Origin of the sequence: Streptomyces sp. NPDC048278, assembly GCF_040652195.1 — a bacterium.
GTDB lineage: Bacteria > Actinomycetota > Actinomycetes > Streptomycetales > Streptomycetaceae > Streptomyces.
The window spans coordinates 463,076-488,644 of sequence record NZ_JBEZLP010000005.1; the positions used below are offsets into that span (position 1 = coordinate 463,076).

Annotated in this window: 18 protein-coding genes and 1 pseudogene; 5 read left to right on the forward strand and 14 right to left on the reverse strand. The window is 69.3% G+C overall.

Annotated features, from left to right (window positions below; genetic code table 11):
* Nucleotides 1-22: 22 nt before the first annotated feature.
* The 4 genes and pseudogenes from AB0D74_RS12830 to AB0D74_RS12845 all read right to left on the reverse strand — a co-directional run.
* The gene (locus tag AB0D74_RS12830; protein WP_362584152.1) at nucleotides 23-394 is read right to left on the reverse strand and encodes a hypothetical protein; all 372 of its coding nucleotides are present in this window, start codon (nucleotides 392-394) and stop codon (nucleotides 23-25) included.
* Nucleotides 391-6,840 (reverse strand): RHS repeat-associated core domain-containing protein, encoded by a 6,450-nt coding sequence (locus tag AB0D74_RS12835; protein WP_362584155.1) that lies wholly within the window; start codon nucleotides 6,838-6,840, stop codon nucleotides 391-393. The genes AB0D74_RS12830 and AB0D74_RS12835 overlap by 4 nt, the downstream gene beginning before the upstream one ends.
* Before the next feature lie 235 nt (nucleotides 6,841-7,075).
* Nucleotides 7,076-10,594, reverse strand: coding sequence for a LamG domain-containing protein (locus tag AB0D74_RS12840; RefSeq protein ID WP_362584158.1), 3,519 nt, complete (start codon nucleotides 10,592-10,594; stop codon nucleotides 7,076-7,078).
* 346 nt (nucleotides 10,595-10,940) lie between these two features.
* Nucleotides 10,941-11,087, reverse strand: a pseudogene (locus AB0D74_RS12845) (IS30 family transposase); the annotation flags it as partial.
* Between the two features lie 287 nt (nucleotides 11,088-11,374).
* On the opposite strand from AB0D74_RS12845, the gene AB0D74_RS12850 reads away from it, so the two are divergent.
* Nucleotides 11,375-11,641 (forward strand): helix-turn-helix domain-containing protein, encoded by a 267-nt coding sequence (locus AB0D74_RS12850; protein ID WP_362584161.1) that lies wholly within the window; start codon nucleotides 11,375-11,377, stop codon nucleotides 11,639-11,641.
* 111 nt (nucleotides 11,642-11,752) lie between these two features.
* On the forward strand, nucleotides 11,753-13,189 hold the full coding sequence (locus AB0D74_RS12855; RefSeq protein ID WP_362584165.1) for a site-specific integrase: 1,437 nt from the start codon (nucleotides 11,753-11,755) through the stop codon (nucleotides 13,187-13,189).
* A gap of 281 nt (nucleotides 13,190-13,470) precedes the next feature.
* On the opposite strand, the gene AB0D74_RS12860 is transcribed toward AB0D74_RS12855, so the two are convergent.
* The gene (locus tag AB0D74_RS12860) at nucleotides 13,471-14,373 is read right to left on the reverse strand and encodes a PfkB family carbohydrate kinase (protein WP_362584168.1); all 903 of its coding nucleotides are present in this window, start codon (nucleotides 14,371-14,373) and stop codon (nucleotides 13,471-13,473) included.
* Between the two features lie 157 nt (nucleotides 14,374-14,530).
* Between AB0D74_RS12860 and AB0D74_RS12865 the strand changes: the two genes are divergently transcribed.
* Both AB0D74_RS12865 and AB0D74_RS12870 read left to right on the forward strand, forming a co-directional pair.
* A complete protein-coding gene (locus AB0D74_RS12865; protein WP_362584171.1) occupies nucleotides 14,531-15,580 on the forward strand; it encodes a phosphatidylinositol-specific phospholipase C domain-containing protein in 1,050 nt (349 codons plus the stop codon).
* 99 nt (nucleotides 15,581-15,679) lie between these two features.
* The gene (locus tag AB0D74_RS12870) at nucleotides 15,680-16,240 is read left to right on the forward strand and encodes a glycoside hydrolase family 25 protein (RefSeq protein WP_362584174.1); all 561 of its coding nucleotides are present in this window, start codon (nucleotides 15,680-15,682) and stop codon (nucleotides 16,238-16,240) included.
* 111 nt (nucleotides 16,241-16,351) lie between these two features.
* Here the strand turns inward: AB0D74_RS12870 and AB0D74_RS12875 are convergent, their stop codons facing one another.
* The 3 genes from AB0D74_RS12875 to AB0D74_RS12885 all read right to left on the reverse strand — a co-directional run bounded on the left by AB0D74_RS12875 (nucleotide 16,352) and on the right by AB0D74_RS12885 (nucleotide 18,361).
* Nucleotides 16,352-17,014, reverse strand: a complete 663-nt coding sequence (locus AB0D74_RS12875) for an NAD(P)-binding domain-containing protein (protein WP_362584176.1) — start codon at nucleotides 17,012-17,014, stop codon at nucleotides 16,352-16,354.
* A 175-nt stretch (nucleotides 17,015-17,189) separates the two neighbouring features.
* Entirely contained in the window at nucleotides 17,190-17,402 is a 213-nt protein-coding gene (locus tag AB0D74_RS12880; protein WP_089098659.1) for an EF-hand domain-containing protein, read from the reverse strand.
* A 47-nt stretch (nucleotides 17,403-17,449) separates the two neighbouring features.
* Nucleotides 17,450-18,361 carry a MerR family transcriptional regulator gene (locus AB0D74_RS12885; RefSeq protein ID WP_362584180.1) on the reverse strand — a complete coding sequence of 304 codons (912 nt, stop codon included), beginning with the start codon at nucleotides 18,359-18,361 and terminating at the stop codon, nucleotides 17,450-17,452.
* A 66-nt stretch (nucleotides 18,362-18,427) separates the two neighbouring features.
* Between AB0D74_RS12885 and AB0D74_RS12890 the strand changes: the two genes are divergently transcribed.
* Nucleotides 18,428-19,063 (forward strand): GNAT family N-acetyltransferase, encoded by a 636-nt coding sequence (locus AB0D74_RS12890; protein ID WP_362584182.1) that lies wholly within the window; start codon nucleotides 18,428-18,430, stop codon nucleotides 19,061-19,063.
* A gap of 19 nt (nucleotides 19,064-19,082) precedes the next feature.
* Here the strand turns inward: AB0D74_RS12890 and AB0D74_RS12895 are convergent, their stop codons facing one another.
* The 6 genes from AB0D74_RS12895 to AB0D74_RS12920 all read right to left on the reverse strand — a co-directional run bounded on the left by AB0D74_RS12895 (nucleotide 19,083) and on the right by AB0D74_RS12920 (nucleotide 25,459).
* Nucleotides 19,083-20,276, reverse strand: a complete 1,194-nt coding sequence (locus AB0D74_RS12895) for a hypothetical protein (protein ID WP_362584184.1) — start codon at nucleotides 20,274-20,276, stop codon at nucleotides 19,083-19,085.
* Nucleotides 20,276-21,025: a polysaccharide deacetylase family protein gene (locus AB0D74_RS12900; RefSeq protein WP_362584186.1), complete on the reverse strand. Its 750-nt coding sequence runs from the start codon at nucleotides 21,023-21,025 to the stop codon at nucleotides 20,276-20,278. The genes AB0D74_RS12895 and AB0D74_RS12900 overlap by 1 nt, the downstream gene beginning before the upstream one ends.
* 158 nt (nucleotides 21,026-21,183) lie before the next feature.
* On the reverse strand, nucleotides 21,184-21,687 hold the full coding sequence (locus AB0D74_RS12905; protein ID WP_217547724.1) for an ATP-binding protein: 504 nt from the start codon (nucleotides 21,685-21,687) through the stop codon (nucleotides 21,184-21,186).
* Nucleotides 21,688-21,976: 289 nt separating this feature from the next.
* On the reverse strand, nucleotides 21,977-22,744 hold the full coding sequence (locus tag AB0D74_RS12910; protein WP_362584189.1) for an enoyl-CoA hydratase-related protein: 768 nt from the start codon (nucleotides 22,742-22,744) through the stop codon (nucleotides 21,977-21,979).
* A gap of 88 nt (nucleotides 22,745-22,832) precedes the next feature.
* Nucleotides 22,833-24,011 carry an Ig-like domain-containing protein gene (locus AB0D74_RS12915; protein ID WP_362584192.1) on the reverse strand — a complete coding sequence of 393 codons (1,179 nt, stop codon included), beginning with the start codon at nucleotides 24,009-24,011 and terminating at the stop codon, nucleotides 22,833-22,835.
* A 212-nt stretch (nucleotides 24,012-24,223) separates the two neighbouring features.
* Nucleotides 24,224-25,459 (reverse strand): Ig-like domain-containing protein, encoded by a 1,236-nt coding sequence (locus AB0D74_RS12920; RefSeq protein WP_362584195.1) that lies wholly within the window; start codon nucleotides 25,457-25,459, stop codon nucleotides 24,224-24,226.
* Nucleotides 25,460-25,569 lie beyond the last annotated feature (110 nt).

Consider the following 25,569-nt stretch of genomic DNA (forward strand, 5'->3'; position numbering starts at 1 on the left):
ACTCCGTACGCCACCGACTGGCTCAGACGGTCGGATCCTCGGCTGTGATCGCATCACGGGTCGCCGCGAAGGCGGCTTCCGCTTCCGGATCGCGCTCCAACATGCGCTCCCAAAAATCCCCCGCGATCCACTCTCTCGGACCCATGCTCAGCCCGCCCCGGGGATAGATCTCGACGCTCCACTGGGACGGAATGACATCGGACACCTGCTCGAAGTACTTCCCACCGTACAGACCGGCCAGGTCGCGCGGCGAGTGCTCGATACGCAGGGAGGAAGACCCGTCGCTCCGGACATGGAGTTCGAGTACGACGTATTCCTGTCCCGGGTTGAAGTGGTATCTGCCGTCGAGAGGGTCGGGCGGTGTGCCTGGGGCACCCAGATAGCGGACTCTCACCTTCGCTCCCCTCCGCCCAGCTTCACCTTGTAGTCGTAGTAGTAGATTTCTCCGCTCACTTCGTTTCGGTAGAAGTGGATGTCGAACGTTCCCTCTCCGCCCGGAATGTTCATGCGCGGAGTGGCGTATTTGCCCCACTGCTCGGCTCCTCCGTGCGCCGCGAAGTACTTCTTCAAGTGGTCGTTCCCCATCTTGGTTCCCTCCTGGATCTTCATGGAACGCGCGATGGTCTCCGCGGTGAGGTCCCCGTCCGTAGTGAACATCTTGGACGCCGCGGCCGCATCTGCCTCGTACGCCAGTTGCTTCCCGAGACGGGCCCCGTTGGCAGCGTTCGCCGCGCCACCGTACACGGAGCCGGACGGCATGCTTCCGCCCGCGGCGCCGCCCGTTCCGATCTCGGCCACCACCTCGGCGCAGCCCGCGGGGTTGGCCAGGCACGCCGTGGCGATCTCCGGCCCGGCGGCCGCGACCACGGGGGCGCCGACCACCGCGGTCGCCACGACCGTGACGACGCCCAGGACGACCTTTTGCCAGGTTGCGAGCTTCCCTGTGTCAGGAAGGTCGTCGGCATTCGGGTCGTAGTTGGGATTGGTGCCCATGGCCCAGCAGGATTTGCACGTCCATCCCTCCTTCTCCTGTGGCTTCGGGTCGGGTCCCTTCTTGAAGACGATCTGGGCCGACCTGTGGCCTGCGTCCGTGCGGACGGTGACGGTCATGGTGCCGCTTCCGGTGCCGCCGCCTGCCTTCTGGTACTGGAAGCTCTGGCTGTAGGTCCTGGTGGAGTGGAAGACCCACCCCCCACTGGCGCTCGGGGTCGCCCATTCCCGGTAGGTGCCGCCCTTGCCGTCGCTGCACCCCCGCTCGCAATCGGTGATCGGCCGCAGGCCGGTGGGGTCGGACTTGGTGACCGGGGTGTTGTTGGAGTAGGCGTAGCCGTTCAGCGACTCGTGGTCGTCTGGGGCCAGGACCGGGTCGGCGGAGAGAAAGCGGCCGCTGGTCGGGTCGTATTCGCGGGCGCCGACATGGGTGAGCCCGGTGTCGGTATCGGCTGGTTTGCCGAGGAAGCCCTTGTCGTCGGGCCAGGCCGACGGTGTGGTGCCGCGGGCCTCGCCGAAGGGTTTGGTGTAGCGGCGGGTGACGGCCTGGGTGGTGGCGTCCACCGTCATCGACGCGGTGCCGTGGTGGTCGTCGACCATCCAGGACAGGCCGGCCTCGGTGCGGACCGCGGTGGCGTCGCCCGCCGGGTAGTAGCGCTGGGCGGTGAACTTCTTCGCGGCCGTGTCGTAGTGGAGTTCCTGACCGGCCAGGTAGAGGACGGTCTGCGCCGGACCGCGGCGGATCAGGAGGTCGCCGTTGGCGTCGTACAGGTAGTCGGTGGTCTTGGTGCCTTCGGTGAGGCTGCTCAGTTCTCCTTCGATGTCCCAGTCGAGGCTCTGCGCGGTGCCTGTCGGGCTGTACCGCTTGGTGGTGTTGCCCTGCTCGTCGTACTCGTACGACTTGGCCGCTGCGGTGCCGACCGTGACGGAGGTCATCGTGTGGGGCTGGCCGGCACCGGAGGCGTTGACGGTGGGGTAGCCGTAGGCCGTGGTGGTGTTACCGGCGGCCTTGTGCTCGATCTGGGTGTCGCGCAGGCCGCCGGGCTTGTAGGTCCAGCTGGTCCAGTACGGGGCCGGGCCGCCGAGCGCGGACGCCGATCGGGCGGTGGCACAGTCGTTGGACGACGGGGTCCACGCTTCGGTGAGACGGCGGTAGCCGTCGTAGGCGAAGCACTGGGTGTCCTTGCCGTTCGCCTTGTCGGTGACCGACTTGATGTTGCCGGTGGTGTCGTAGACGTAGTCGACGTCGCTGGTGTAGCCGGTGTTGGTCTGGTCGACGGTGTGGGTGTTGGCCAGGCGGCGGGTGCCGTCCTCGTACTGGTTGAGGATCTGGAGTTGCTTGGCGCCGGTGGAGGTGCCGAGGCGGGTCTCCTCGATCTCGCCGTACGGGGAGTAGCCGATGTTCTGGACGTAGTCCGTCATGCCGTCGGTGCCGGTGAGCATGCCGAGGCCGTTGTAGCTGTTGGTGACGGTCTCGGCGGGAAGGCCGGCCACCGCGGGCATCGAGGTCGACTGGACCGTGCCGTCGATGTTGTACGTGGTGGAGGTGGTGAAGGTCTGCGGCGCGCCGGCGACGACCAGCGGGTCGGTGGCGGCGATGACGGTCTTGGTGCCCTTGGAGCGGCCGAGCGCGTCGTAACCCGTGACGACCTGGGAGTAGATCTTGCCGGCGGTGCCGCCGACGTAGCGGATCGCGGCGGTCGGCTGTCCCTTGGCCAGCGAGTCGTAGGTGAACTTCGTCAGCTGGTGGCCACTGTCCTGCACGCCGTCCCAGGTCCCGGTCCTGCGGCCGAGCTCGTCGTAGTCGGTGATCAGGGTCCGGGAGACGCCCTTGAGGGTGGAGGTGACCGTCAGTGGCTGGTCGGCGTTGTTGTAGGCGGTGGTGACGGTGCCCGTGTCCGGGTCGGTCGTGGTGGTCTTGCGGCCGCGCAGGTCGTAGCCGTACGTCCACACCGCCCCGTCCGGGCCGGTCAGCTTCTTGAGCTGGCCGCCGGGCGTGTAGTCGTACAGCGTGCGCGTGTAGTCGCTGCCCGTGGGGGCGGGACCGCCGTACTCGCGGCGCTCGGTGACCCGGCCGCGGGCGTCAGTGATCGTCAGGGTGCCGGTGCCCCCTGCGGCGGCGGTGACGGCGGTGCGGTCGCCCTGGTCGTCGGTCTTGGTGCGCCACTTCTCCTGGTCGTAGACCCGGAAGATCGATTCGGTGGCGCGACCGGCGCCGTCGAAGACCGTCTCGGTGGAAGCCGGGACGGAGCCTTGGAAAGTGTTCGCCAGGGTGCCCGACGGGGCGTTGTTGTCGTGGACCTGGGCGTTGGAGATGTAGGCCAGGCCGCGGTCGTCGTAGAGAGTCTCGGAGATCACCCGGCCGCCGTCCGGCGCGGGGACCTGCTTCTGGCGGGAACGCAGCAGACCGTCGAAGATCTCGTACGAGCTGTTGTAGGTCTTGCCGTCGGCCTTGAGGGCGTCGGTGCGGACCCAGGTCTCCTTGTCGTTGTTGATGCTGTACGCGTAGACGATGCTCGCGGCGTCACCCAGCGACCGTGAACGGTCCGGCTTCCAGACCGACTTGAGACGGCCGAGCGCGTCGAAGGACCACTCGGTGACGTTGCCGTTGGCGTCGGTGGTCTTGGTGGCCGAACCCCAGGCCGGGTCCACCTCGGTGGTCGAGGTGTAGAGCTTGGGGTCCTGAGCGGTCTTGGAGGTCAGCGGGCCGTAACCGGTGTCGTCGGGGACGTAGGTGGTCGTGACCGTCCGGTTGAGGGCGTTGGTCGCGGTGAGCGGGCGGCCCAGCTTGTCATAGGTGGAGGACGAGACCTGCTGGTAGACGGGTGCCTTGGTCACCGGGTCGTAGCTCGCGACCCGGTAGGAGGCGGTGATCTCGCCCTTGGTGGGCGCCGCCCCGGCGGCCTGGCCGTCGTAGCCCGTGGTGACGTCGGAGATGACGTCGTCGGGGACCGTCGGTGTGGTCGCACACGGAACCGAGTAGGTCTCGGTGCGCGAGACCGTGTTCACCAGCCAGGCCGTGGTGTTGCGGGCGTAGCTGGTCTTCACGCACGTCTCGTCGCCGCTCTTGCCGGCGTCGCCGCTGTCCTCGACGGTCATCGGCATGCCGTACGTGGGGTCGTACGTGGTCTTCTGGGTGACCGTGCGGGTGCCGGTGGACGTCTTGGTGCGGGTGGCTGTCTCGCCTGCCTGGACGATCCAGGAGTCGGTGGTGCCCCAGGTGTAGGTGTGGCTGCCGGTCTTGTGGGACCAGGGGGTGTTGACGGTGCCGCTGAGTTCGTCGGTGCCGTTGTAGACGATGGTCTCGCGGACGAAGCCGGACAGCTGGCGGGAGTCGTCGATCGCGGTGCCGGTGGAGTCGGTGACCTTCTCCACGCGGGCTGTGCCGTCGAGTTCCTTCTCGCCGTTCAGGCCGCGCATGTACAGGGTGGACTTCTTGGACCGCGGGCCCTCGGAGTCGCCGGAGGTCTCGACGACCTTGCCGTAGCCGCGCCACTGCGACCAGGTGCGGTTGGCGGCCTTGGTCAGGCCCTCGTCGTCGGCGTAGCCCCAGCCGGCGCCGCCCTGGTAGTCGTAGTACTTCTCGCCGGTGTCGCCGTGGCCGTAGGGGTCGTCCTGGAAGACGGAGGTGACGACGTACTTGTGGAACCAGTCGGTGACGGGGGTCGCGCCGGACTGGGACCACTTGACCGGGTAGCAGCGGCGGCTGTTCTTGTCGACGTCCGCCGGCATGCTGCTGCCCCAGATGCAGTCCGGGTCGGAGTAGTTGACGGTGGTGGTCGAGCCGGTCTCCGACTTGATCGTGCGCACCCGCCACTTGATGTAGCGCAGGGTGTCCGGACCGCTGCCCTCGACGTGGTTGGACAGCTGCATGCCGCCGAAGACGACGGGCGGGAGCTGAGCCGCAGTGGTGTTCGCCTTGCCGGTGTTCTGGATGGACTTCAGCCACAGGCTCGCCGAGGAGGCGTCACCGGTGTCGGGGAAGTCCTGGTCCAGGTGCCAGGCGTCGACGTCCCGCTGGGTGGTGCCGGTGCCGGTCCACACCGAGGTGGTGATGTCGGTGAGGCGCTTGCGGGTGAAGAAGGCCGGGCCGATCTGGGTGGTGCACTTGGTGCTCGCCGCGCAGATCATGTCGAAGGGCACGTCGGGCCAGTTGGCCTTGGTGTCCTTGGTCAGACTGGTGCACGAGGTCAGGCAGCGTTCGGCGTAGGTGAAGCGGACCTGCTGGGCGGCGGGCTTGCCGTAGATCAGGTCGCTGCGCTGGCCGTAGTCGATGCGGTTGAGGTAGCCGCCGCGGGTGTACGCGGTGCCGTTGACCGTGGTGTCGGCGTTCTTGGAGTAGTAGTTCGTCTCCTTGGTGTACCAATACGAGGACGCGTTGCCGTGGGGGTCGACGACGTAGTCGAGGTTCCACCGCCAGGCCTGGTTGCAGGAGGAGTCGGCGAAACCGGTGGACTTGTAGCAGGGCTCGCCCGGGTTGTTGCCGAACACCGGGACCGTCCACACGGAGTTGGTGACCGGGTCGTCGTCGGCGGTGTCGGTGGTGCCCTTGTCGCTCCAGCCGGGCAGGCGGTGCTTGCCGAAGAAGTACTGGATGCCGGAGGCGTCCGTGACCTTCCAGTACTCGGTGTTGTCGTCGCCGTTGCCGGTGGCGCCGGTCAGGTGCTCGACGAGGGTGCCGTCCTCGTTCTTCGTCTTCCAGCTGCCGCCAGATGCCTGGGAGAGGGCAGCGGTGTCGCAGGCCGCCTTGTCGGCACAGGTGTTGACGAGTTCGACGGCCTTGCCGTTGAGGACGAGGGTGGCGTTGGCGTACTTCCAGCACTGGTCGCCCTTGCCGGACTGGCCGTCTTCCTTGCACGAGGCGTACTTGCGTTCGATGTAGGACTCGGTGAGGGAGAAGCCCTCACCGATCACCGAGGTCTGGTTGTTCTCACCGGCCGTACGGCCGTCCACCGAACCGGAGTTGTAGGAGATGGACAGGTTCGGGGACGGACCGGCCGTGGCCGGGGGAACCCGCAGCGGGTAGTTCCAGGTGAAGTCCCCCGTGCTGCCGCCGGCCTCCCAGGTCGCGCTCGGGGACAGGGAGGTGGCGCCGTAGTCGCCCCCGCCGCCCGAACTGTCGGCCGCAGCCGCGAGCAGCATCGGGGTGCCGGCCTTCAAGGTGCCAGCGGAGACGGTGCCCGTCAGGGTCTGGGCCTGTGCGTCGTTGTCCGCGCCCTTGACCGGAGTCTGGGTGCGGCAGGACTTCTTCTCCGGGGTGGTCAGCGCACACGCCGGGAGGGTCACCAGGTGCAGACGGGGGCCGAAGTTGCCGCCGTACACGTCGGAGAAGGAGGAGTAGTCCAGGGTGACGCGGAGCCTGTCCGTGTCACCGGCGGACTTTCCGGACCTGGCGCCCGCCGGGTCGACGGTGAGCAGGACGCCGTTGACACCGGCCCTCTTCGCCGCTGATGGGGGGTGTACGCGGAGCGCCACCTTCTCGGCCGGGCCGGTGGCCTTCACACCGGATCTGGTTTTCGTCCCTGTCTTCGCAACGGGCGTCTGGGCCAGCTTTACGTCGAGTCCACCGACGGCGACCGAGGTCCTGCTCGTCGCCGGGACGTCGGCGGTGGCTCTTCCGCCCTTCGGCCACGCGGCCTTCTTCAGCCGTTCACGCGTCTTGCGGGAGGCGGGGGCGGCTTTGTCCTTCGGTGCCTTGGACACGCCGGGTCTGAGCACGCCCACCTTGTCGGTCTTCGCGTCGGGCTGTTCCTCCAACGGCTTGCGGGCCGTCGAAGGCTGGGCCTGCGCAGCGAAGTCGTAGCCCGAGGGGACGGCGACCTGTGGCAGGACGGCGAGGGAAAGAACCAAGGCGGCGCGGCTGAGCCAGCGGCGTACGACAGCTCCTGGCAAGGGTGGGCGGAAGGGTGATGAGGACAATGATTTCCCCGTTTCCTGGGTAGAGGCGGAGTCGCTCGGGGGACAACTGGTCACCCGAGGACGCCGGGTCTCGACAGCGCGTCGGTGAAAGTGCGCAGGGGCTTGAGCAGATCAGCGCATGGTGGGTCAAGGGCGGCCGTGGAGACCCGCCCTTGACCCCTGGTCGTTACCGCTGCTCGGTGTTGCGCCGGTTGGCGATGGTGTCGGTGGAGGTGGCGCCGGCCCACACACGGACGCTGTCGATCGACCCGGGGAAGTAGCGCGCGGCGGCGCCGTCGATCTTCGCCCGGCCGATCTCGAACGCCCCGGAGCCCTGCCAGGGGGTCGAGAACGGGATGCCGTCCTCGTCACCCATCAGCGCGCTGTCGACGTAGAGCTTGAGTCCGCCGAGCTTGGAGGTGTCGTTGGGGTTTGCCGCCGCCTGGGCGTCGTAGACGACCGTCAGCATGACGGGAACGCCCAGTTGGGTCCTTTTGACCGCGGTGGACTCGCTCGTCGTCCAGTCCGCCCCGGTGCCGTCCTTGTCGGGACGGCCGAACGTCCACCGGCCGTCGGTGCTGCCGGCGGGCTGCTCGTACCAGACACCCCAGGAGGACTGGCTCGTGCCTGACTGGCCGAACACCTGCACGGCGTACGACTTGCTGGTGTCGGTCAGTTTGGCAGGATCCAGCGTCACCCAGGCGGTCGCGGTGAACGAACCGGAGTCGTCGACGACCGGACCGGTGGCACCGGCGTACGCGCTGGTGCCGTTCAAGGTCATCGTCTGGGTGGTCGTGACCTCTTCACCGATGTCCGGGTCGCCCGTGGTGATCTGGGTGAGCGCGGCCCCGTTGAGGGTGAGGTTGCGGCCGAAGCCGCTGGTGTCCTTGACCGTGGTGCCCGTCGCGTTCGCCAGGTCCGTCGCGTCCCACTTGGCGACGAGGGCGGGAACCGGGTCGCCGGCGGTGCCGTCGCTCAGGTCCTCGTCCTCCAGCCAGGCCTCGTGGGCGACCTCGGTGTCCGCGAGCGCGCGGGACCAGACCTTGACCTCGTCGATGGTCCCGGAGAAGTACTCCTTGCCGGTCGCGGCATGCCACAGCCGCCCGACCTGGAGGGCGCCGGACGCCTTCCACGGGCTGACCGGGAACGACACCGGCGTGGTCTGCGGGACGCCGTTGACGTAGAGCTGGATGGTGTTGGCCGCCGCGTCGTAGACGCCCGTCAGGTGCGTCCAGGCGTTGAGGACCGGCGGCCTGGTGCCGATCGAGCGGGTGATGGCGGGCTCCACGACATCGGTCTGGTGGCGGTTGAAGATCCAGGCGTTGTAGGCGGTCGAGTAGTACAGCTGGAAGCCGGAGGCGTTCGTGCCGGCCTGCGACAGGACGGTGTAGTTGACGTCCTTCTTGGTCAGGCGCGCCCAGGCCGAGACGGTGAAGGACTTGGTGGTGTCCAGCACCGCGCCGGAGGTGGCCAGGTAGGCGCTCGTGCCGTTGAACTTCCCCGCTCCGGAACCGCTGCGCGCCAGGGTGTCCCACGTGGCGCCCGACCCGGTCAGCGGATGCTGAGTGGCTTCCGTGGAATCGGTGAGGGCGTTGTCCAGGTGCCAGATCCCGGCGGGCTTCTCGGCCCCCTTCACCAGGAAGCTGTAGTAGCCCGTCTGGGAACTGTGTTTCGCCGCGTCGTAGGCGAAGACCTGAAGGGTGTTCTCGCCGGCCTGGTTCGGCGGGATCGACTGGGTGGTGGAGCCGCCCTTGGTCACGGGGATCGGATCGGAGAGTTTGCCGCTGTTCAGCTTCCACTGGTAGCTGACGACGTCCGACTGGACCCCGGCCGCGACCGGGTCGCTGTCCCCGGGGGCGAAGGTGAACTTGCCGGGCGTGCCCACGCCGCCCGCGGCGGGGTCGGTCTCGGCCGGCTTGTAGTCGGTGCTTGTCACCACCGGAGGCGGCGGTGAGTCGGTGTCGACCCGGAAGTAGCACCAGGACGACCAGGACGAGTCCAGGACCCCCGTGTCGCCCCGGTCCGTCTTGTAGTACGCCTGTGTCTTGACCCGCATCCGGTAGTCCGTCTGCGGCGTCAGCGCGCTGGTGGTCGCGTCGCGGACGGCGTTGTCGGCCACCCATGCGCTGTCCGGGGAGGCCGCGTACCAGGTACGGGAGGAGCCGTCGGCCTTCCACACCTCGAACAGGGCGCGCAACTGAGCGCCGGAGCCGTCCGCCGACTGCACCGTGGCCAGCATCTTCGGCTTGGTGGCGCTGGTGACGAAGGCAGCGGTGGAGGCGTTGCAGACCTGCCCGGTGGTGCCCTGCTGCACGCCGTACGAGGTCGGCTTGTCCGGGTAGGACACGTACGTCACCGACAGCTTCGCGTCGTTGCGGAAGCGCGCCCAGGAGGCCGCGTCGGACTCGTCGTGCGCGGTCAGCGAGAACGTGATCTGCGGATCCTTGTCCGCGGCGGCCGAGGCGAGGGTGGGAGTGAGGTTCTCGTTCGTCTCCTCGCCCACGTTGTCGCTGAAGCGCACCCAGTTGGCCGGCTGCGACGGGCTGCACAGGGAGCCCCGCCCGTAGGCCACGTTCCGGTCGCCCATCAGGTCGTCCGCGGTAGGGCGGCCCGACCAGGTGGTGCTGGAGGAGATGCCCTTGGTGACATGGCTCAGGTCGTACCAGTGCGGATCACAGGTGAACGTCCAGACCTGGAACACCTCAAGTGTCGCGTCCAGGATCTTCTTGCCGTGGATCGAGGACAGCGGGTACTCGAAGTACATGCGCTGGGTGTACGGGCTGTTCGAGCAGAGGTAGCCGGCGTAGTTGGAGCAGCGCCCCACGCCTTTGTCCCCGTCGAACTTCCAGTACTTGGTGCCGTTCGAGGCCAGGGCGGTCCAGTCGCCCAGCACGACGCCCTTGGTCGGAGGATCGATGTACAGCGGGAAGACGGTGTCCTCGCCATGCAGCAGCGCCGGATCCGGGGTGATCTCCAGGGTCGTCCCGGTGACCTTCAGCGGCAGCTCAGCCTTCGCGTCACCACTGCTGGGGCCCTCCGAAGGAGCCGGTTCGCCGCCGGCCTCGGCAAGCGGGAGCGTGTCCGTCGCCTTCGGCTCCGTCACAGCGGCAGCGCGGGCGAGTTGGGTGGTGACGCCGGCCGGTGCGCTGTCCGCAGCGTCACCCGCCGAGTCCCACATCCGCCCCGCCGGACTCTCGAACACCGGCGAGCCGTCACTTTCACGGGCGACGAAACCCCCGTCGGCCGTCGGCGCGATGTCCAGGCCGCTGGCGGAGACGGACATCCTGATCGTGGCCAGCGCCGGGTTCTTCGCCGCTTCCGCGGTCTTCACCACGAGCACCGACGTGTAACCGGAGTTCAGAGCCGTCAGTTTCAGGTCGACGTCCGGGAGAACCCCGGCGTAGGTGACAGTGCTGCCATCGAGGTGGGGCTCGGGTATCGCGGTCGGCCAGCCGAACCGCAACTCATGCCCCTCGTCCTCCAGAGTGATCAGTCCGGCACCGCTGCCGCCGCCCGAGAAGGTGAGAGCGGCTGTCGTGTTCCTCGCCCTGATAGAACCGTCGGCGTCACGCCCGAGGGTGGTGTCGATGGAGGCCCAAGTGCCGTCGTCCTTGCGGGCACGCACCGGAGCCGCGTTCATCTCCTGGGTGAACGTGCCGTCCGGATTGGCGAACACCTGGGATGACTCGGTGGTCCTAATGTCCACCTCGACCCGCTCACCGGTCTTCGCAGCGAGAGCGCTCGCCTGCGACTCGGCGGTCCTGTCAGCCGCTGCTGAGGAGACACCTTCACCAGCGAGCGACGGAGCCGCCTCGGCTCCGAGTACCGGAACCGTGCCTCCCAGGAGAGTGACGACTACGGTCCCCACTCGTATCGCGTGATGCCAGCCTCGCCACCGTTCTCGCACGAACGCGCCCCCACCATTCTCTTAACTTTCCCTTACCAAAAGCTGTGGGAATCATGTGTGGATCTTGGGCGGGGGTCAACAGTGTCATCCGTCACGTTGCCCTTGTCTTGCTATGGGGTAAGAGACATCACCCTGACTCATGATCAGGCATGTGCAAGAGCTTGACGTAGCGGGTGGTGCGGTCGACGAGCGTGCCGGTGGCCGACCTGTTGCCCTGGCCGACGATGAGGTCGCCTTCCCAACGTGCCTCGACCTGGCGGTCGGCGGCCTCGGCCGGGCGCTGGCTGACGAGGGCGCCGGGGTAGATGAACCGGGTGGCGCGCCAATCTAGCCCACTGCCTTACCACCTACTGACAACTCGGTTCGCCGTGTTGGGCGTTGTTATCGACGCCGAACGCAACGCCGGCCATGCGCGTGTGGCCCGGATCTGCCCCTGGCCCGGCTCTGCCCGCCCATCCGCACGCGGCCAAACCGCCTCGCCTGGCTCCATTCGATATCAGATATCTCCCGGCCCGACCAAGTCGCCCTTTCCCCGGATTCTCATCCTGTCGCCGCCTCAGCCACGACAGGAGCACTGCGATGCCTCAGCCAAATCACATATCCGGGACCGCCTTCCTGAATCTCCCGAAGGCCGCCGAGTATCTGGGCGTCTCCCCTAACACCCTCTACGTCTGGCGCCATCGCCGCCAAGGCCCGCCGAGCTTCCGGATGGGACGTCGCGTGATGTACCGCATCACCGCTCTCGACGCATGGGTGCAGGCCCAGGAGCAGGCAGACTCCCGCTCCAACTCTGCCCTCAACCCCCTCACACAGAAGGCGCAACGTCGCACCAAATCCCCCAAGTAACCCCCCTCGAAAAGACCAGGAAAAGAGCAGCCGCAGCCGGGATAAGCGCCGGCCGCGAGGTGCGTTGCCACCGACCAACACGCGACGCATGCACGCACGGAGGATCACTGAATGGCCGGTTACATAGAAGACCGCTGGCTGAAGAAGCGGCCGAACAAGGAGACCGGCAAGCGCGAACGCACCGCCCGGTACGGCAGCGGTAAGCGGTATCGGGTCAAGGGGATCCACGGAGTCCAGGACCGTGCCTTCGACACGAGCGAGGACGCCAAGCAGTGGCTCGCCACCGCCCAGACCGACTCCAGTCGCGGTGACTTCGTCGACCCGCGCAGGGGCGAGATCTCGCTCACCGACTACGTCGTCGACCACTGGTGGCCCGCACGGTCCGACGAGCCCTCGACCGCGGGTCCCCTGGCCAGCCGTATCTGGAACCACGTAATCCCGCTGGTCGGCGATCTCTCCCTCCGCGAGATCGACGCAGCGGCCCTACGCTCCTTCAAGGCCTCCCTCCTCTCTCGGGTCGAGGAAACGACGGCGGAGGTGATCTGGGGACACCTGTCGACGATCCTCGGCAGCGCGGTGGATGATCAACGCCTGTTGCGGAACCCCATGAAGGCCAAGAACAGCGTCAAGCCCCCGCGCCCCACGGAGAGGAAGGCCAAGGCCTGGGCCCGTGAGGTCGTCGACGCCGTTCGAGCGGGACTCCAGGAGCGCTACCGGCTCGCTGTCGACCTGGGCATCGGGCTGGGGCTCCGCCAAGGCGAAGCCTTCGGCCTTGCCGAAGAGGACCTCGACTTCGAGGCGGGCGTCGTCCACGTGCGACGGCAGCTCAGGTGGGACATCAAGGGACGCCCCTACTTCTCACTTCCCAAGGGACGCAAGACCCGCGACGTGCCCCTGCCGCCCAACCTCGTCATACGGGCACGCGAGCACTTCCGCCACTTTCCCTCCACCCCCTGCACTCTCCCGTGGCGCAACCCCGAGCCTCCGACCACCGCCCTGGAGGAGCGCCAGCGGAAGCCGATCACGGTGAACCTGGTTCTCACCACCTCGCACGGCAACCGGATCTACTACCGCACCTGGAACGACCGCAGCTGGAAGCTGGCGCTCGCCGCCGCCGGCATCATCAAGCCCGTCGGGGAGAAGGTGCGGCGCGACGGAGGCCGCGTTCGTCGCGTCCCCCTCTACGCCGCCCCGCGCGAGGAGATGTTCCACGTGCTCCGGCACACCTACGCGAGCGTGCAGCTGGAGGCCGGCGAGTCGATCGTCAGTCTGTCGAAGTGGCTCGGTCACTCGACGCCCAAGGTCACACTCGACCACTACGCTCACTTCATGCCCGGCGCAGGTCAGCGCGGTCTCGTTGCCATGGACGCGTGGCTGGAGGACCGCCGCCGGCCGAAAGTCCCCGAGAAGTCCCCAGCGGCCGAGTGGATCAAGAAAATCCCGGAGAACCAGCAGGCCAGCGGGCTCGTCGCGTCCGGCGCCGCCTTGTCCGTCAAGTACAAGGAGACCGCCCGGGGCGGGCTGGCGGTGAACATCATCGAGTGCTGAGGGGACGGGGCCCGCGCAGCGCGGGCTCGCCCCCTTCGCACGTCAGGCCAACCCTCGGCACTACCCCGCGCGACTCGCCGTGCGCGGCGTCCTGTCGCCGCCGCCGGCCCTCACCCCGTCCACGCACCCACCCCGTCCGGGACAACGCCCCGAGGGCCCGACTCGAACACGCGTGTTTGAGTCGGATCGTCACCGCGTGATTCCCGGGGGGGGCACGTCCCACCGGCCGCCGCCCGCCGCGCTTCCCGGGCCACGGAACTTGGCCGAATCGTGGTCGCCGGTCAGTCCGCCGTCAGCCACGCGCGGGTGCCGAACGAGGCGCAGGCACGGGAGGCCACCGCGGCGGCCCGGGCCAGGGCTTCGGCGAAGGCCGGGCCCTCGACGGGGGCGGGGCCGCCGAGGTGGTAGGCGAGGGCGCCGTGCAGGACGTCGCCCGCGCCCAGCGTGTCCACCACACGGGTCTCGGGCACGCCGACCAGGCCACCGCCGCCGGGGCCCGACCACGTGATCGGCGCCCCGCCGGCGGTGACCGCCGCCCAGGTCACCCCGTGGTCGTGGAGGAACTCCAGGGTCTCGGCGGGCGTACCGGTACCGGGCGGGCGGAAGTCAGCCGAGCACACGGCGACGTCGGTGGCGGACAGCAGCCGCTCCGTGCCGTCCTTCCAGCTGCCCCCGTCGAGGACGGTGCGGCGGCCGGCCGAGCGGGCGGCGCGTGCGACGTCGACGGCCAGGTCCATGTGGTGTCCGTCGAACTCGGCGATGTCGCACGACACCACCAGTTCCTCCAGTTCCGCGGGGGCCCGCAGCCGGTGTCCGGTCGCGTTGGTCGAGGCGACCGCCCGCTGCCCGGTCGACGCGGTCACCAGGACCGAGGACACCGCGGGCGGTTCCACGCGGCCGGCGGCGAGGTCCGTGACCCGCACGCCGAGCGCGCCGAGGTCCGCCCGGACGCCGAGGGCCAGCGGATGGACGCCGAGGCCCGTGAGCAGCCGGGGCCGGCCGCCCAGCCGGCCGAAGGCCACCGCCGCGCCCGTGGCCGGACCGCCCGCGGCCACCACCTGGTCACGGGCCGTCAGCTTCGAGTCCGGCCCGGGCACATGGTCCACCAGCTGGACGACGTCCAGGGTGCACAGTCCCACGAAGAGGCCCGCAGGCCGCCGCCCCGCCACCGGACCCGTTCCCACCAGCGCCTCCTCGGGCCTCGGCCTGCGGCCAGCGTACGTGCGGCCTCGCGCGCCCCGCGGGAGTTCCGGATACCGATGTTCCCCCAGGGGCTACCGCCGGGTAACCGCCAGCTTCTACGCTTCCGCCAACTCATCACCAAGCCAAGGGAGTTGGGTCATGCGTGTACGGAGACGGCTGGCGGCGCTCGTGGGTGCCGGGGCTCTGTTCGTGATGGCGGGCTCGGCGGCACACGCGGACACGGGCACGGACCTCAACGCGGCGAAGTTCTCCGAGACCACGTCCATCGGCACGCACAACGCGTACGAGAAGGACAAGTACACCTACTGGGCGCAGGCCATGGACTCCGGGGCGTCGCTGCTGGAGCTGGACGTGTACGTCGACAGCATCAGCAAGCGGTGGCGGGTCAGCCACAGCAACCCGTGGGGCGACAACAACAACTGCGAACACGCCAATACACCGAGCCAGTTGTACAGCCAGGCCACCAGCCAGGACCTCGGCAGCTGCCTCGACAACATGGCCGCCTGGGAGCAACTGCACCCGGACCACGCGCCCGTCGTCGTCAAGGTCGAGATGAAGGTCGGGTTCAACCAGACCATCGGCCTCGGGCCCACCGCGTTCGACACGCTCGTCGCGCAGAAGCTGGGCAGCAGCGTGTACAAGCCGGCCGACCTGCTCGGCTCGTCGTACCCGACGCTCGACGCCGCCGCGAAGGCCGACGCCTGGCCCACCCGTGACCAGCTCAAGGGCAAGTTCATCTTCGAGCTGATCCCGGGCACGGTGGAGCAGGCCAACCCGTTCGACCACTACTGGACGGACGAGGAGTACGGCGACCACCTGCGGGACCTGTACGCGGCCGGCAACATCTCCCAGGCCCAGGCCTTCCCCGCCGTGCTGGGCGCCGCGAACGGGGATCCACGGACCAGCAGGTACGACGCCTCGATCCAGCCCTGGTTCGTGTTCTTCGACGGCGACGCGGCGACGTACGTGAACAACGGCTACGACACGTCGTTCTACGCCACGAACCACTACATCCTGATCATGACGGACGCGTACAACGTCTCACCGGCGATCTCCTCGACCGCTCCGACGGACGCCGAGGTCGCCGCCCGGCTGGCGCTGCTCGCCGCCGACCACGCCAGCATCATCACCTCCGACTGGTCGACGAAGTCGGCGGCCGTGCTCGGTGAGGTGGCGGCCCGAAGCTGACAATTCACGCGCCCACGCGGATCTCTCCCGGCGCGGCGGGGAATACGACATACGCAGTTGCAACTTGTGTCACCCCACTGGCACCAAGGGAGTTCCCCCATGCTGCACGGAATCGACGTGAGCGCGTACCAGTCGTCGAGCTACGACACGGACGGCCTCTCCTTCGTCTTCATCAAGGCGACGGAGGGCCGTTCGTACGTCAACCCCAAACTCGCCGCCCAGACCAAGACCGGCCGCGACGCCGGACTGGTCGTCGGCTACTACCACTTCCTCTGGCCCGGCAACCTCACCGCCCAGGCCGAGTACTTCGTCCAGCACGCCCCGGAGAAGGCGGGCGAGATCCTCGCCGTCGACTGGGAGACCACCGGCGACGGCACCCACGCGAGCAACGCCGAGAAGGACTCCTTCATCCGCAAGGTGAAGGCGCTCCGGCCGAACAACCGGGTGATCCTCTACACGAATCGAAACTACTGGCTCACGATCGACACGACCTCGTACGCCGGCGACGGCCTCTGGATCGCCGACTACGTCGGCGCGGGCCACCCGCGCATCCAGGCCGACTGGCGTTTCCACCAGTACACCAGCGACCCGCACGACAAGGACGTGGCGGACTTCGCGAGCAGGGCCGACCTCAAGGCCTGGGCGGCGAAGGAGGACTGAGCGGCGGCGCCGGTCCGGGGCGGCGGCGGTACGGGCGGTGGGACCGGGCTCCCCGGCTCGGTCCCACCGCCAGTCGTCAGTCGTCCGCCGTCAGCCGTCAGCCGTCAGCCGTCAGCCGCGGAAGTTCTCCGGGCGCTCCGGGGACGCCTCGGCCAGGGCCTTGCGCACACTCTCGGCGTCCGCCCGCAGGCCGTACACCGGGGTGCCCGGCTGCTGGCGCCAGGAGTCGTCGATGCCGCCGTTGTCGACGGTGTCGAAGCCGAGTTCGTCGATCAGGGCGCGGACGACCCGCTTGGCGTCCTCGTCGTCGCCGGAGACCGGGAGGGCCTGGCGGCCGGGGTCGCCGGCGGGACGGCCGCGGTCCAGGATGTCCTGGGCGAAGGTGCCGTTGAAGGCCTTGATCACGGGGTGGCCGATCTGCCGTTCGGTCCAGCGGCTCTCCGTGATGCCCTCGTCCTCGATGCCGGCGATCCGGCCGTCCCGCTCCCGCGGGTAGTAGTTGTTCGTGTCGATCACGGCGGCGTCCGCCGCGGCGCCGTCGAGGAGGCCGGACGGCAGGCCCGGGACCGCCTTCACCGGGACCGTGACCACCACGACCTCCGCGCCCCGCGCCGCCTCCCCGGCCCGTACCGCCGTCGCTCCCGTCTCCTCGGCCAGCCCGGCGAGCGTCTCGGGGCCCCGCGAGTTCGCCACGGACACGTCGTGGCCGAGAGCGGCCAGCCGCCGGGTGAGGTTGCCGCCGATGTTGCCCGCGCCGATGATGCCGATCTTCATGACACGCCTTCCGATAGCCCATTGGTCTATGCACTTGCATGCATATGCTGCTGTGCGGCGACAACCCCGGGCGTGCGGGCCCTATTCCAGGGCTGGGCCGGACGGGTGAGGTCCGGCGCCGGACACGGCAAAGGGGCGCCCGGCACGCGGAGTGCCGGGCGCCCCTTCCGTCGGGTCACTTGCTCAGGTAGGCCCAGAACTCGTCGAACGACAGGACCTTGTCGCCGTTGAGGTCGCGGGTCTTGATGATGGCCTCGGCGACCGTGTCGGTCACGTTCCAGTCGCCCCCCTGGGCCAGGGCGGTCTTGAACTCGGCCGCGGTGATGACGCCGTCACCGTCCGTATCGATCCGCTCGAACTGCTTGCGTGCTTCCTCGATGTCCGCCACCGGATCCGCCCCTTCGTACGCTTTACTGCCTGTTGACGGAGGTCAGATTAACCGGCCGCGCGAGCTCGCAGTGCGGCGACCACCCAGGCGAACTCCTCACGGTGCGCGGCGGCGGGCCCAACGCCCTTCACCTCGCACAGCAACTGCCGGTACCGGGCGAGCCGATCGTTGGACGCGGACTCCATCCGTTCGAGTACGGCGGTCAGGTCGCCGCCCCCCAGCACCTCCCGGACGATCGCCTCCGCCTCGGGCGACTCGGGGGCGATTCCCCGCCGCAGGGCCTCCCCGCCCGACTGCACCAGCCGCATGGGGAACCAGGTGCCCCGACCCGCGGCGGAGTGCCCCCGGTCCGCCGCGTTGAACTCGACGACCCGCCGCATCTCGGCCCGGAACTCCGGGTCCTGGATTATCTCGGCCAGCTCCACCCAGGCGTCGACCTGCTCGGGGGTGGGCTCCTCCGGCAGGTCCACCGCGATGGAGCGCATCCGCGCCTCGATGGCCGGGTCCACGGTGTCGAGCCCGTGGAACAGCTCCGCCACGAACTCCTCCATGATCCGCTTCCGTTCGGCTGCCGACAGCCGCGCCAGCTTGTTCATGAGCGTCATCTCCTCTGCGGTCGAACCCCGTCGCGCCACGGTCGACAGCACCGCCCGGGTCACCTTGAGGGCACGGATCTGCGCGTCCAGCGCCGCCACATGCGTCTCGGCGACCTCCGCCACGGTCCGCTCGCCGGAGAGCACCTCGCGCACATGCCCCAGGCCGAGCCCCAGCTCGCGCAGGGTGCGGATCAGCTCCAGGCGGGCGAACGACTCGGCGTCGTAGAGCCGGTAGCCGCCGGCGGAGCGGGTCACCGGGGTGAGCACGCCCTCGTCGGACCAGTAACGGATGGTGCGCACGGTCAGCCCGGTGGCCTTCGCCAGCTCGCCGATGGTGAGAAGTCCGGTGCCGTCGTCGATCATGTCTGCGAGTGTGGGCCTTCCAGTGGGTGGAGACTCAAGGAACAGGGGTCAGGGGTGGGGTACGCGGTGGCAGAGACTCTTCGCGACATTCTCGACGCGGCGGCCCGTGGCGTCTTCCCGCCGCCCGACGGCCGTACGACGGTCGTCGCGCAGCCGTCCGACCGGGACGCCGGGGTCCTCTCCTTCGCCGCCCACTCGGTGGTCTTCGTCGACGAGGACCCGGAGTGGGTGTACGCCACCCTGCGCGCGACGCCCACCGATGCCCTGGCCGCGACGATGAACGCGCGCTTCCTCACCGCCCTGATGGACCGCACGGGCCGGGAGCAGGAGACGATCGACGGGCTGCTGGTCGCCGGCCCGCTCCCCGGCCGCCCGGACCTGCCGCTGACGGAACTCACCGGCCCCGACCACTTCCGGGTCGCATACGCCCGGGGCCGCCGCGACGAGGTGCGCGCCTGGGCGGCGGACGGCGGGTTGGTGGTGCTCGGCCGGGGCGTCGCGGGACGTCTGGAGGTCTCGGTGGAGGTGGACGAGGGGGCACGGCAGCGGGGGCTGGGCCGGGCCCTGGTGGCCGCTGCCCGGCACCTCGCCGAGGAGCCCCTGTGGGCGCAGGTCGCCCCGGGGAACGCCCGCAGCTGGCGGGCGTTCCAGGCGGCCGGCTATGTGCCGGTGGGCGCCGAGGCGCTGTTGCTCAGGGGCTGAGGCCCGGCCGGTTCCGGCCTCAGCGGAAGATGCCGGTGTGGCCGAGCGAGTAGCGGCCCGGCTGCGGGTAGACGGCGAGGCCGTGCGGACCGCTGCCGACGTGGATGCGGGCCAGTTCGGCGCCGGTGCGGGTGTCGATGGCGTACACCTCGGAGTTGTACCGGCCGGAGAGCCAGAGCACCTTGCCGTCCGCCGAGACCCCGCCCATGTCGGGGCTGCCGCCGCCCGGCAGCCGCCACTTCCCGGTCAGCCGGTTCTGGGCGAAGTCGAAGAGGGAGATCGTGCCCTCGCCCCGGTTGGAGATGTACATCACGCGCGAGTCCCGGCTGACGTACAGCCCGTGCGCGCCCTTGCCGGTGGGCAGGAAGGTCGGCTTGGTGAAGGCGTCGCCGTCCAGGATCCACACCCCGTCGGCCATCATGTCGGCGATGTAGAACCGCTTGCCGTCCGGCGAGACCTTGACGTCCTGCGGCATGGCGCCGTGGAACGGCAGCTTCTCCTGCCGGAGCACCTTCATCTGCTCGGTGTCGACCTTGAGCACCTCGCCGCTGAACTCGCAGGACACGATGAAATACCGGCCGTCCATGGAGAAGTCGGCGTGGTTGACGCCGTAGCAGCTGACCGGCAGGGCCTTGACGGTCTGCATGGTGTGCGCGTCCCGGAAGACCAGCTGGCGGTCGTTGGAGGCCATCACGATCGCGTACCTGCCGTTGGGCGTGAAGTACAGGTTGTACGGGTCGTGCACGGCGACCGGCTTGCCGGCCCGGCCGGTCCTCGGGTCGATGGGGGTGAGGCTGTTGCCCAGGTCGTTGTTGACCCACAGCGTCTTCAGGTCCCAGGACGGCACGACGTGCTGCGGCTGCCGGCCGACCCGGATGGTCCCGGTCACCCGGTACGTCTTCGGGTCGATGACCGAGACGGTGTCCGAGTTGGTGTTCGGGACGTAGACCAGGGACGGGAAGCCCTTGACCACGGGTGAGAGGTTGCCGGGGCGGTCGGCGGCGTACACGTCCTTCGGGTCGAGGACCGGGGGCATCCCCGGCAGGCCGTCGACGGCCTGCTCCGCCTTCTTCGCCGGCGGCTGCACGGCCGCGGCGGTGCCGGTGGCCGGTGCCGCGGGGCTGTCGGAGTCGCCGCTGCACGCGGGCAGCAGCGCCAGCGCGGCGAGGACGGCACCGGCGGACAGCAGACGGGCGGCGTTCGTGGTTCGCATCAGCTGAGCAGCTCCGTGGTGGTCACCGCGCGCAGTCCACGGCGGTGGAGTTCTTGGAGGACGGCGGGGAGGGCGGCGACCGTGTCCGGATACCCGAAGTGCATGCTCACCACCGAGCCGCCGGTGACCTCCGCGAGCACCTTCCGGGTGATGGCCGACGCACCGGGCCGGGTGTAGTCGAGCGAGTCGACGTCGTACGACAGCACGTGCGGGTACCCGGCCTCGGCCGCGAGCCGGGCGACGAGCGAGGAGGCGGTCGGCGCCCTGGAGGGACGGAACCAGCTGCCGATCGATCCGGTGAGCCGCTTCAGCCGGTCCGCGCAGTCGGTGATCTCCTTGCGGGCGTCGGCCTCCGCCATGGCGTTGATGGAGACGTGCCGCTGGGTGTGGTTGCCCAGGTCGTGCCCGCCGTCGAGGACACGGCGGGCCATGGCGGGGTATTCGTCGAGCCAGCTGCCGACGGCCAGCACGGTGAGGTGGGCGCCGTGCTGCTCGGCGGAGTCGAGGAGCTGCTCGGCCAGGGCGGGGTCGCCCTGGCCGTGGAAGGTGAGAGCGACGGCGGCGGTGGTGCGGGGGCCGTGCGTGACCTGGAAGGGGAACCGGCGGGGGGAGGCCGACGGTGAGGTGGGGGTGACGGTGGGGGGTGCTGCGGTGGCCGTACCGGTGGTGCCGCATCCGGCGGCGAGCGTGCCGCCGGCGGTGAGGGCGGCGCCTGCGCGGAGGAGGTCGCGTCGGGGGGTGGGGGTCACCTGCACTATTTAAAGTGGGATAGGTAAGAAAGTGCGCTATTGACCCGACAAGGGTTGTATTTGCACGTCGCGGTCGGTGGGGGTGCTTCGCGCCCACGCGGCGGAGCCGCAATTCGCCTACAGCCCCGCACCTCTGACGGGGCGCCTTCCGCCGGGCTCTATCGATCAGCCACCCGCATCTCGAACCACGTCGTCTTGCCCCGGGGAAGCAGGTCCACGCCCCAGCGGTCCGAGAGTTTGTCCACCAGGAACAGGCCCCGGCCGCTGATGTCCGTCTCCTGAACCGGCATCAGGCAGGGGAGCCCGCGGGACGGATCGCGTACCTCCACCCGGATCCAGCCGGGGCGGCGGCGCATCCGGAGGCCGAACACCCGGGCGCCGGTGTGCCGCACGGCGTTGCCCACGAGTTCCGAGACGAGTAAGACCGCGTCCTCTGTCATCTTGGGGCTGAGCCGCCACTGGCGGAGCACGACGACCTGGGCGAGCCGGCGGGCGGTCGCCGCGGACTCGGGGCGGGACGGCAGCGGAACCTCTGCGTCCGTCGGGTTGCCGAACAGCTCGATCGCCTTGAGCGCCCGCTCGTCCTCGACCGCAGGCGACCACCGCGCCGCGGCCGCACGGCTGTGTCCCCGCGGCTGTTCGATGCCCTCCAGCCCCGCCATGCCCCCATCATGGCCGCCCCAAGCGCCCTCCGTGGCCGTTCCTGGGGAATACGCCCCCGCAAAGCTTCCGCCCGATACCGGGCGAACGGCATATGCCGTCGGCATTGCGGAAGTATCGGCGGCCGGTCCGACCTGGGAAGACGTACCATCTCCGGGCAATCGCCAGACCCCCTCGACAAGGCGGGCTTAGGGTTGCCTTAAGGCTCCCATAATCCGCCCCATCGGGGGACCCGGAATCAGACATCGCGTCAATTGCAAGTGGTTCGGGACTTTCACAGCAGGGCGAAGATCACAGGAACTTGGCCTTGCCAGGCCCCTCCTCGACGAAGCTCCGCATCCCGCGCTCCCGGTCCTCGGTGGCGAACAGACCGGCGAACCAGTTCCGTTCGACGGCGAGCCCGGTCTCCAGGTCGGTCTCCAGACCGGTGTCGATCGCCTCCTTGGCGGCCCGCAGCGCGATCGCCGGCCCCTGCGCCAGCCTCGCCGCCCAGGCGTGCGCCTCGGTGTAGACGTCGGCGGCGGGCACGACCCGGTCGACGAGGCCGATGGCGAGCGCCTCGTCGGCCTTGACCATCCGGCCCGTGAAGATCAGGTCCTTGGCCTTCGACGGGCCGATCAGCCGCGGCAGCCGCTGGGTGCCGCCGGCCCCCGGGACGAGCCCGAGCAGGATCTCGGGCTGCCCGAGCTTGGCGTTGTCGGCGGCGATGCGGTAGTCCGCGCAGAGGGCGAGTTCGCAACCGCCGCCGAGCGCGTAGCCGGTGACGGCGGCGACGACCGGCTTGGGGATCCGGGCGACGGCGCTGAAGGAGTCCTGGAGGTCACGGGAGCGCAGAACCATGGCGGCATGGTCCATGTTCTGCATTTCCTTGATGTCGGCTCCCGCCGCGAAGACCTTCTCACCGCCGTAGATGACAACGGCACGCACGTCTTCGCGACGGGTGGCCTCACCCGCCAGCTCCTTGATCCGGTCCTGCGTGGCGACGTCGAGCGCGTTCATAGGTGGGCGGTCGAGGCGAATCGTACCGACGCCTTCAGCGACTTCGAGGGTTACAGTCATGCCTCGCAGGTTAGCGGGCGTTCACGCCCCCCACCTCAGGGGCGCGGGGAACTGCGCGACCAGCCCCCACGCACCCGCAGACAACCGGCTACGCAGTCCATTCCTTCCACGACATGTTCCACCCGTTGAGCCCGTTGTCCGGCGACACGGTCCGGTCGTTCGAGTGCTTCACCGTCACCACGTCCCCGATGATCGAGTGGTCGAAGAACCAGGCGGCCGGCACCGACCGGTCACCCCCACCCCGGATGTCCCGAAGGCCGACGCACCCGTGGCTCGCGTTGTAGTTGCCGAACGCGTCCCCACCCCAGTAGTTGCCGTGGATGAACGTCCCCGACGTGGTCAGCCGCATCGCGTCCGGCACGTCCTTGATGTCGTACTCGCCGCCGTAGCCGACCGTCTCGCCGTTCATGCGCGTGACGCGCAGCTTCTCGCTGATGACCATCTGGCCGTTCCACGTGTCGTAGCCCGGCTTGCCGGTCGTGACCGCGAGGGTCTTCACGACCTTGCCGTCCTGCATGATCTTCATCGTGTGCTTCTTGGCGTCGACGACGGAGACCTGGTTGCGGCCGATCGTGAACTTCACGGTCTTGGCCTGCTCGCCGTAGACCCCGTCCCGGCCCTCGACGCCGTCGAGGTTGAGGGAGACGGAGACCTTCGTGCCGGACTTCCAGTAGTTCTCGGGCCGGAAGTCGAGGCGGTCGTTGCCGAACCAGTGGCCCTGGACGTCGACGGCCGGCTCGGTCTTGATGGTGATCGCCTTCTCCACCGCGGCCGGGTCGGTGATGCCCCGGGTGAAGTGGACGGAGAACGGCATGCCGACGCCGACCGTGGAACCGTCCTCCGGCGTGAAGTAGCCGATGAACGTGTTCTTCGGGGTGAGGGTCGTGAAGCTGGAGTCCTCCGCCGACTCCCGCCCGGCGGCGTCCCTGGCGATCGCGTGGACCGTGTACTTCGTGGAGTTGGCGAGGTGCGTCGAGGGCGTCCAGCTGGCGCCGTCCGCCGCGATCGCCCCGGCTATCTCCTTGCCCTTGGCGTCCTTCACCTCGACGTCGGTCAGCTTGCCCTTGGCGGCGCTGACCTTGAGCGCGCCGCTGGTGTCCACGCCGGTCGCACCGGACTTGGGGCTGATGCTGACGGTGGCCACGGACTGCTTGCTCGCCTGGGTGGTGGAGTCCTTGGTCTTGCCCTGGTCCGCCCCCTTGTCGGAGGAGCCGCCCCCGCCGCAGGCGGTGACGGCCATGAGCAGGATGCCCGCGACGACCGCCATCCCCTGCTTCCGCCGCGTCCCCCGAACCGACGCCCCCGATATCGGCCACTCGTTCAAAGTCCTTCTCCCCTCCCAGGGCCTGGTCAGGCCCACCCCGGCGCGTCAGGCGCGCGCTCTGGCGCATATTAACCGCAGGGTTTTGAGGTTGGTGTTGGGCGAATGTCACCGTTGCGTCGCAACTTCTCGCCCCCCACCGGCCCGCCCCCACCTGGTCACTTGACCGCGCTGCCCGCCTTCCACTCCTTCCACCCCATGTTCCACCCGCCGAGGCCGTTGTCGGGAGAGACCGTTTTGTCCTGACTGTTGACGACCTCGATCACGTCCCCGATGAGGCTGCGGTCGTAGAACCAGCCCGCGGGCGTGTCCGAGCTGCCGCCCTTCACGTCGCGCAGCCCCACGCAGCCGTGGCTGACGTTGACGCGTCCGGGGGCGTCCGGGGCCCAGTAGTTGCCGTGCAGGAAGGTGCCGGAGTCGGTGAGTTTGAGGGCGTGCGGGACGTCGGGGATGTCGTACTCGCCGCCGAAGCCGACCGTTTGGCTGTTCATGCGGGTCACGTCGTGCATCTCCATCACCACCATCTTCCCGTTGTAGGTGGTGTGCTCCGGTGCCCCCGCGGTGATCGGCACGGTGGCGAGCAGTTCGCCGTCCCGGCGGACCTGCATGGTGTGGGCGGCAGCGTCGACGAGGGAGACCTGGCTGCGGCCGACGGTGAAGGTGAACGTCTTGGACTGGAGGCCGTAGACGCCGCGGGCGCCCTCGACGTCGCGGAGGTTCAGGCCGACGGTGACGACCGTGCCGGGCTGCCAGTAGTGCTCGGGGCGGAAGTCGAGGCGGTTGTCGCCGAACCAGTGCGGGCGGATCTCCACCGCCGGCTTGGCGGTGACCTGGATCGCGCGCTCGACGGCGGCGCGGTCCTCGATGCCGCGGCTGAAGGCGAGGGAGACGATCATGCCGGTGCCGACGACGGCCCGGTTCTCCGGGGTGACGTACCCGATGAAGCGTTCGGCGGGGACGAGCGTGGTGAAGGTGGTGTGGCGGGCCGAGCGGTGGCCGTCGCCGTCCACGGCGACCGCGTCGACGGTGTATTTGGCGGCGAGCGCGAGTCTCGGGTCGTCCGGCCGCCAGATCGTGCCGCCCGCCGCGATGTGCCCGGGGACCGGGGAGTCCTGGGCGTCCTGGGACCTGACGACCCTGACGGACTCCAGGCGGCCGTCCGGCACCCGTACCGTCAGCGGCCCGTCGGGCCGCACGGCCCTGGTGCCGTCGTCCAGGGAGATGCGGATGACGTCCTCGGGTGCCGGGGGTTTGCCGCCGAGGACGTGGTCGATGCCGAGCCCGTCCGTGCCGTCCGGGGAGCAGCCGACGGCTCCCGCCAGCAGCCCCGCCCATGTCAGTACCGCGGCCAACGCGGCCCCCGCGCGCCGTGCGCGCCCTTGTGGATGCCTCACGTGCGGCTCAACGAGCGGGCATGCCCCGGGGAAACGTGAGTGCGACGCCGGCACTGGGCAGAACAGAGGGAAGGACGACGAGCTGGGGAGCCGCCGTGCCCGTGCGAGAG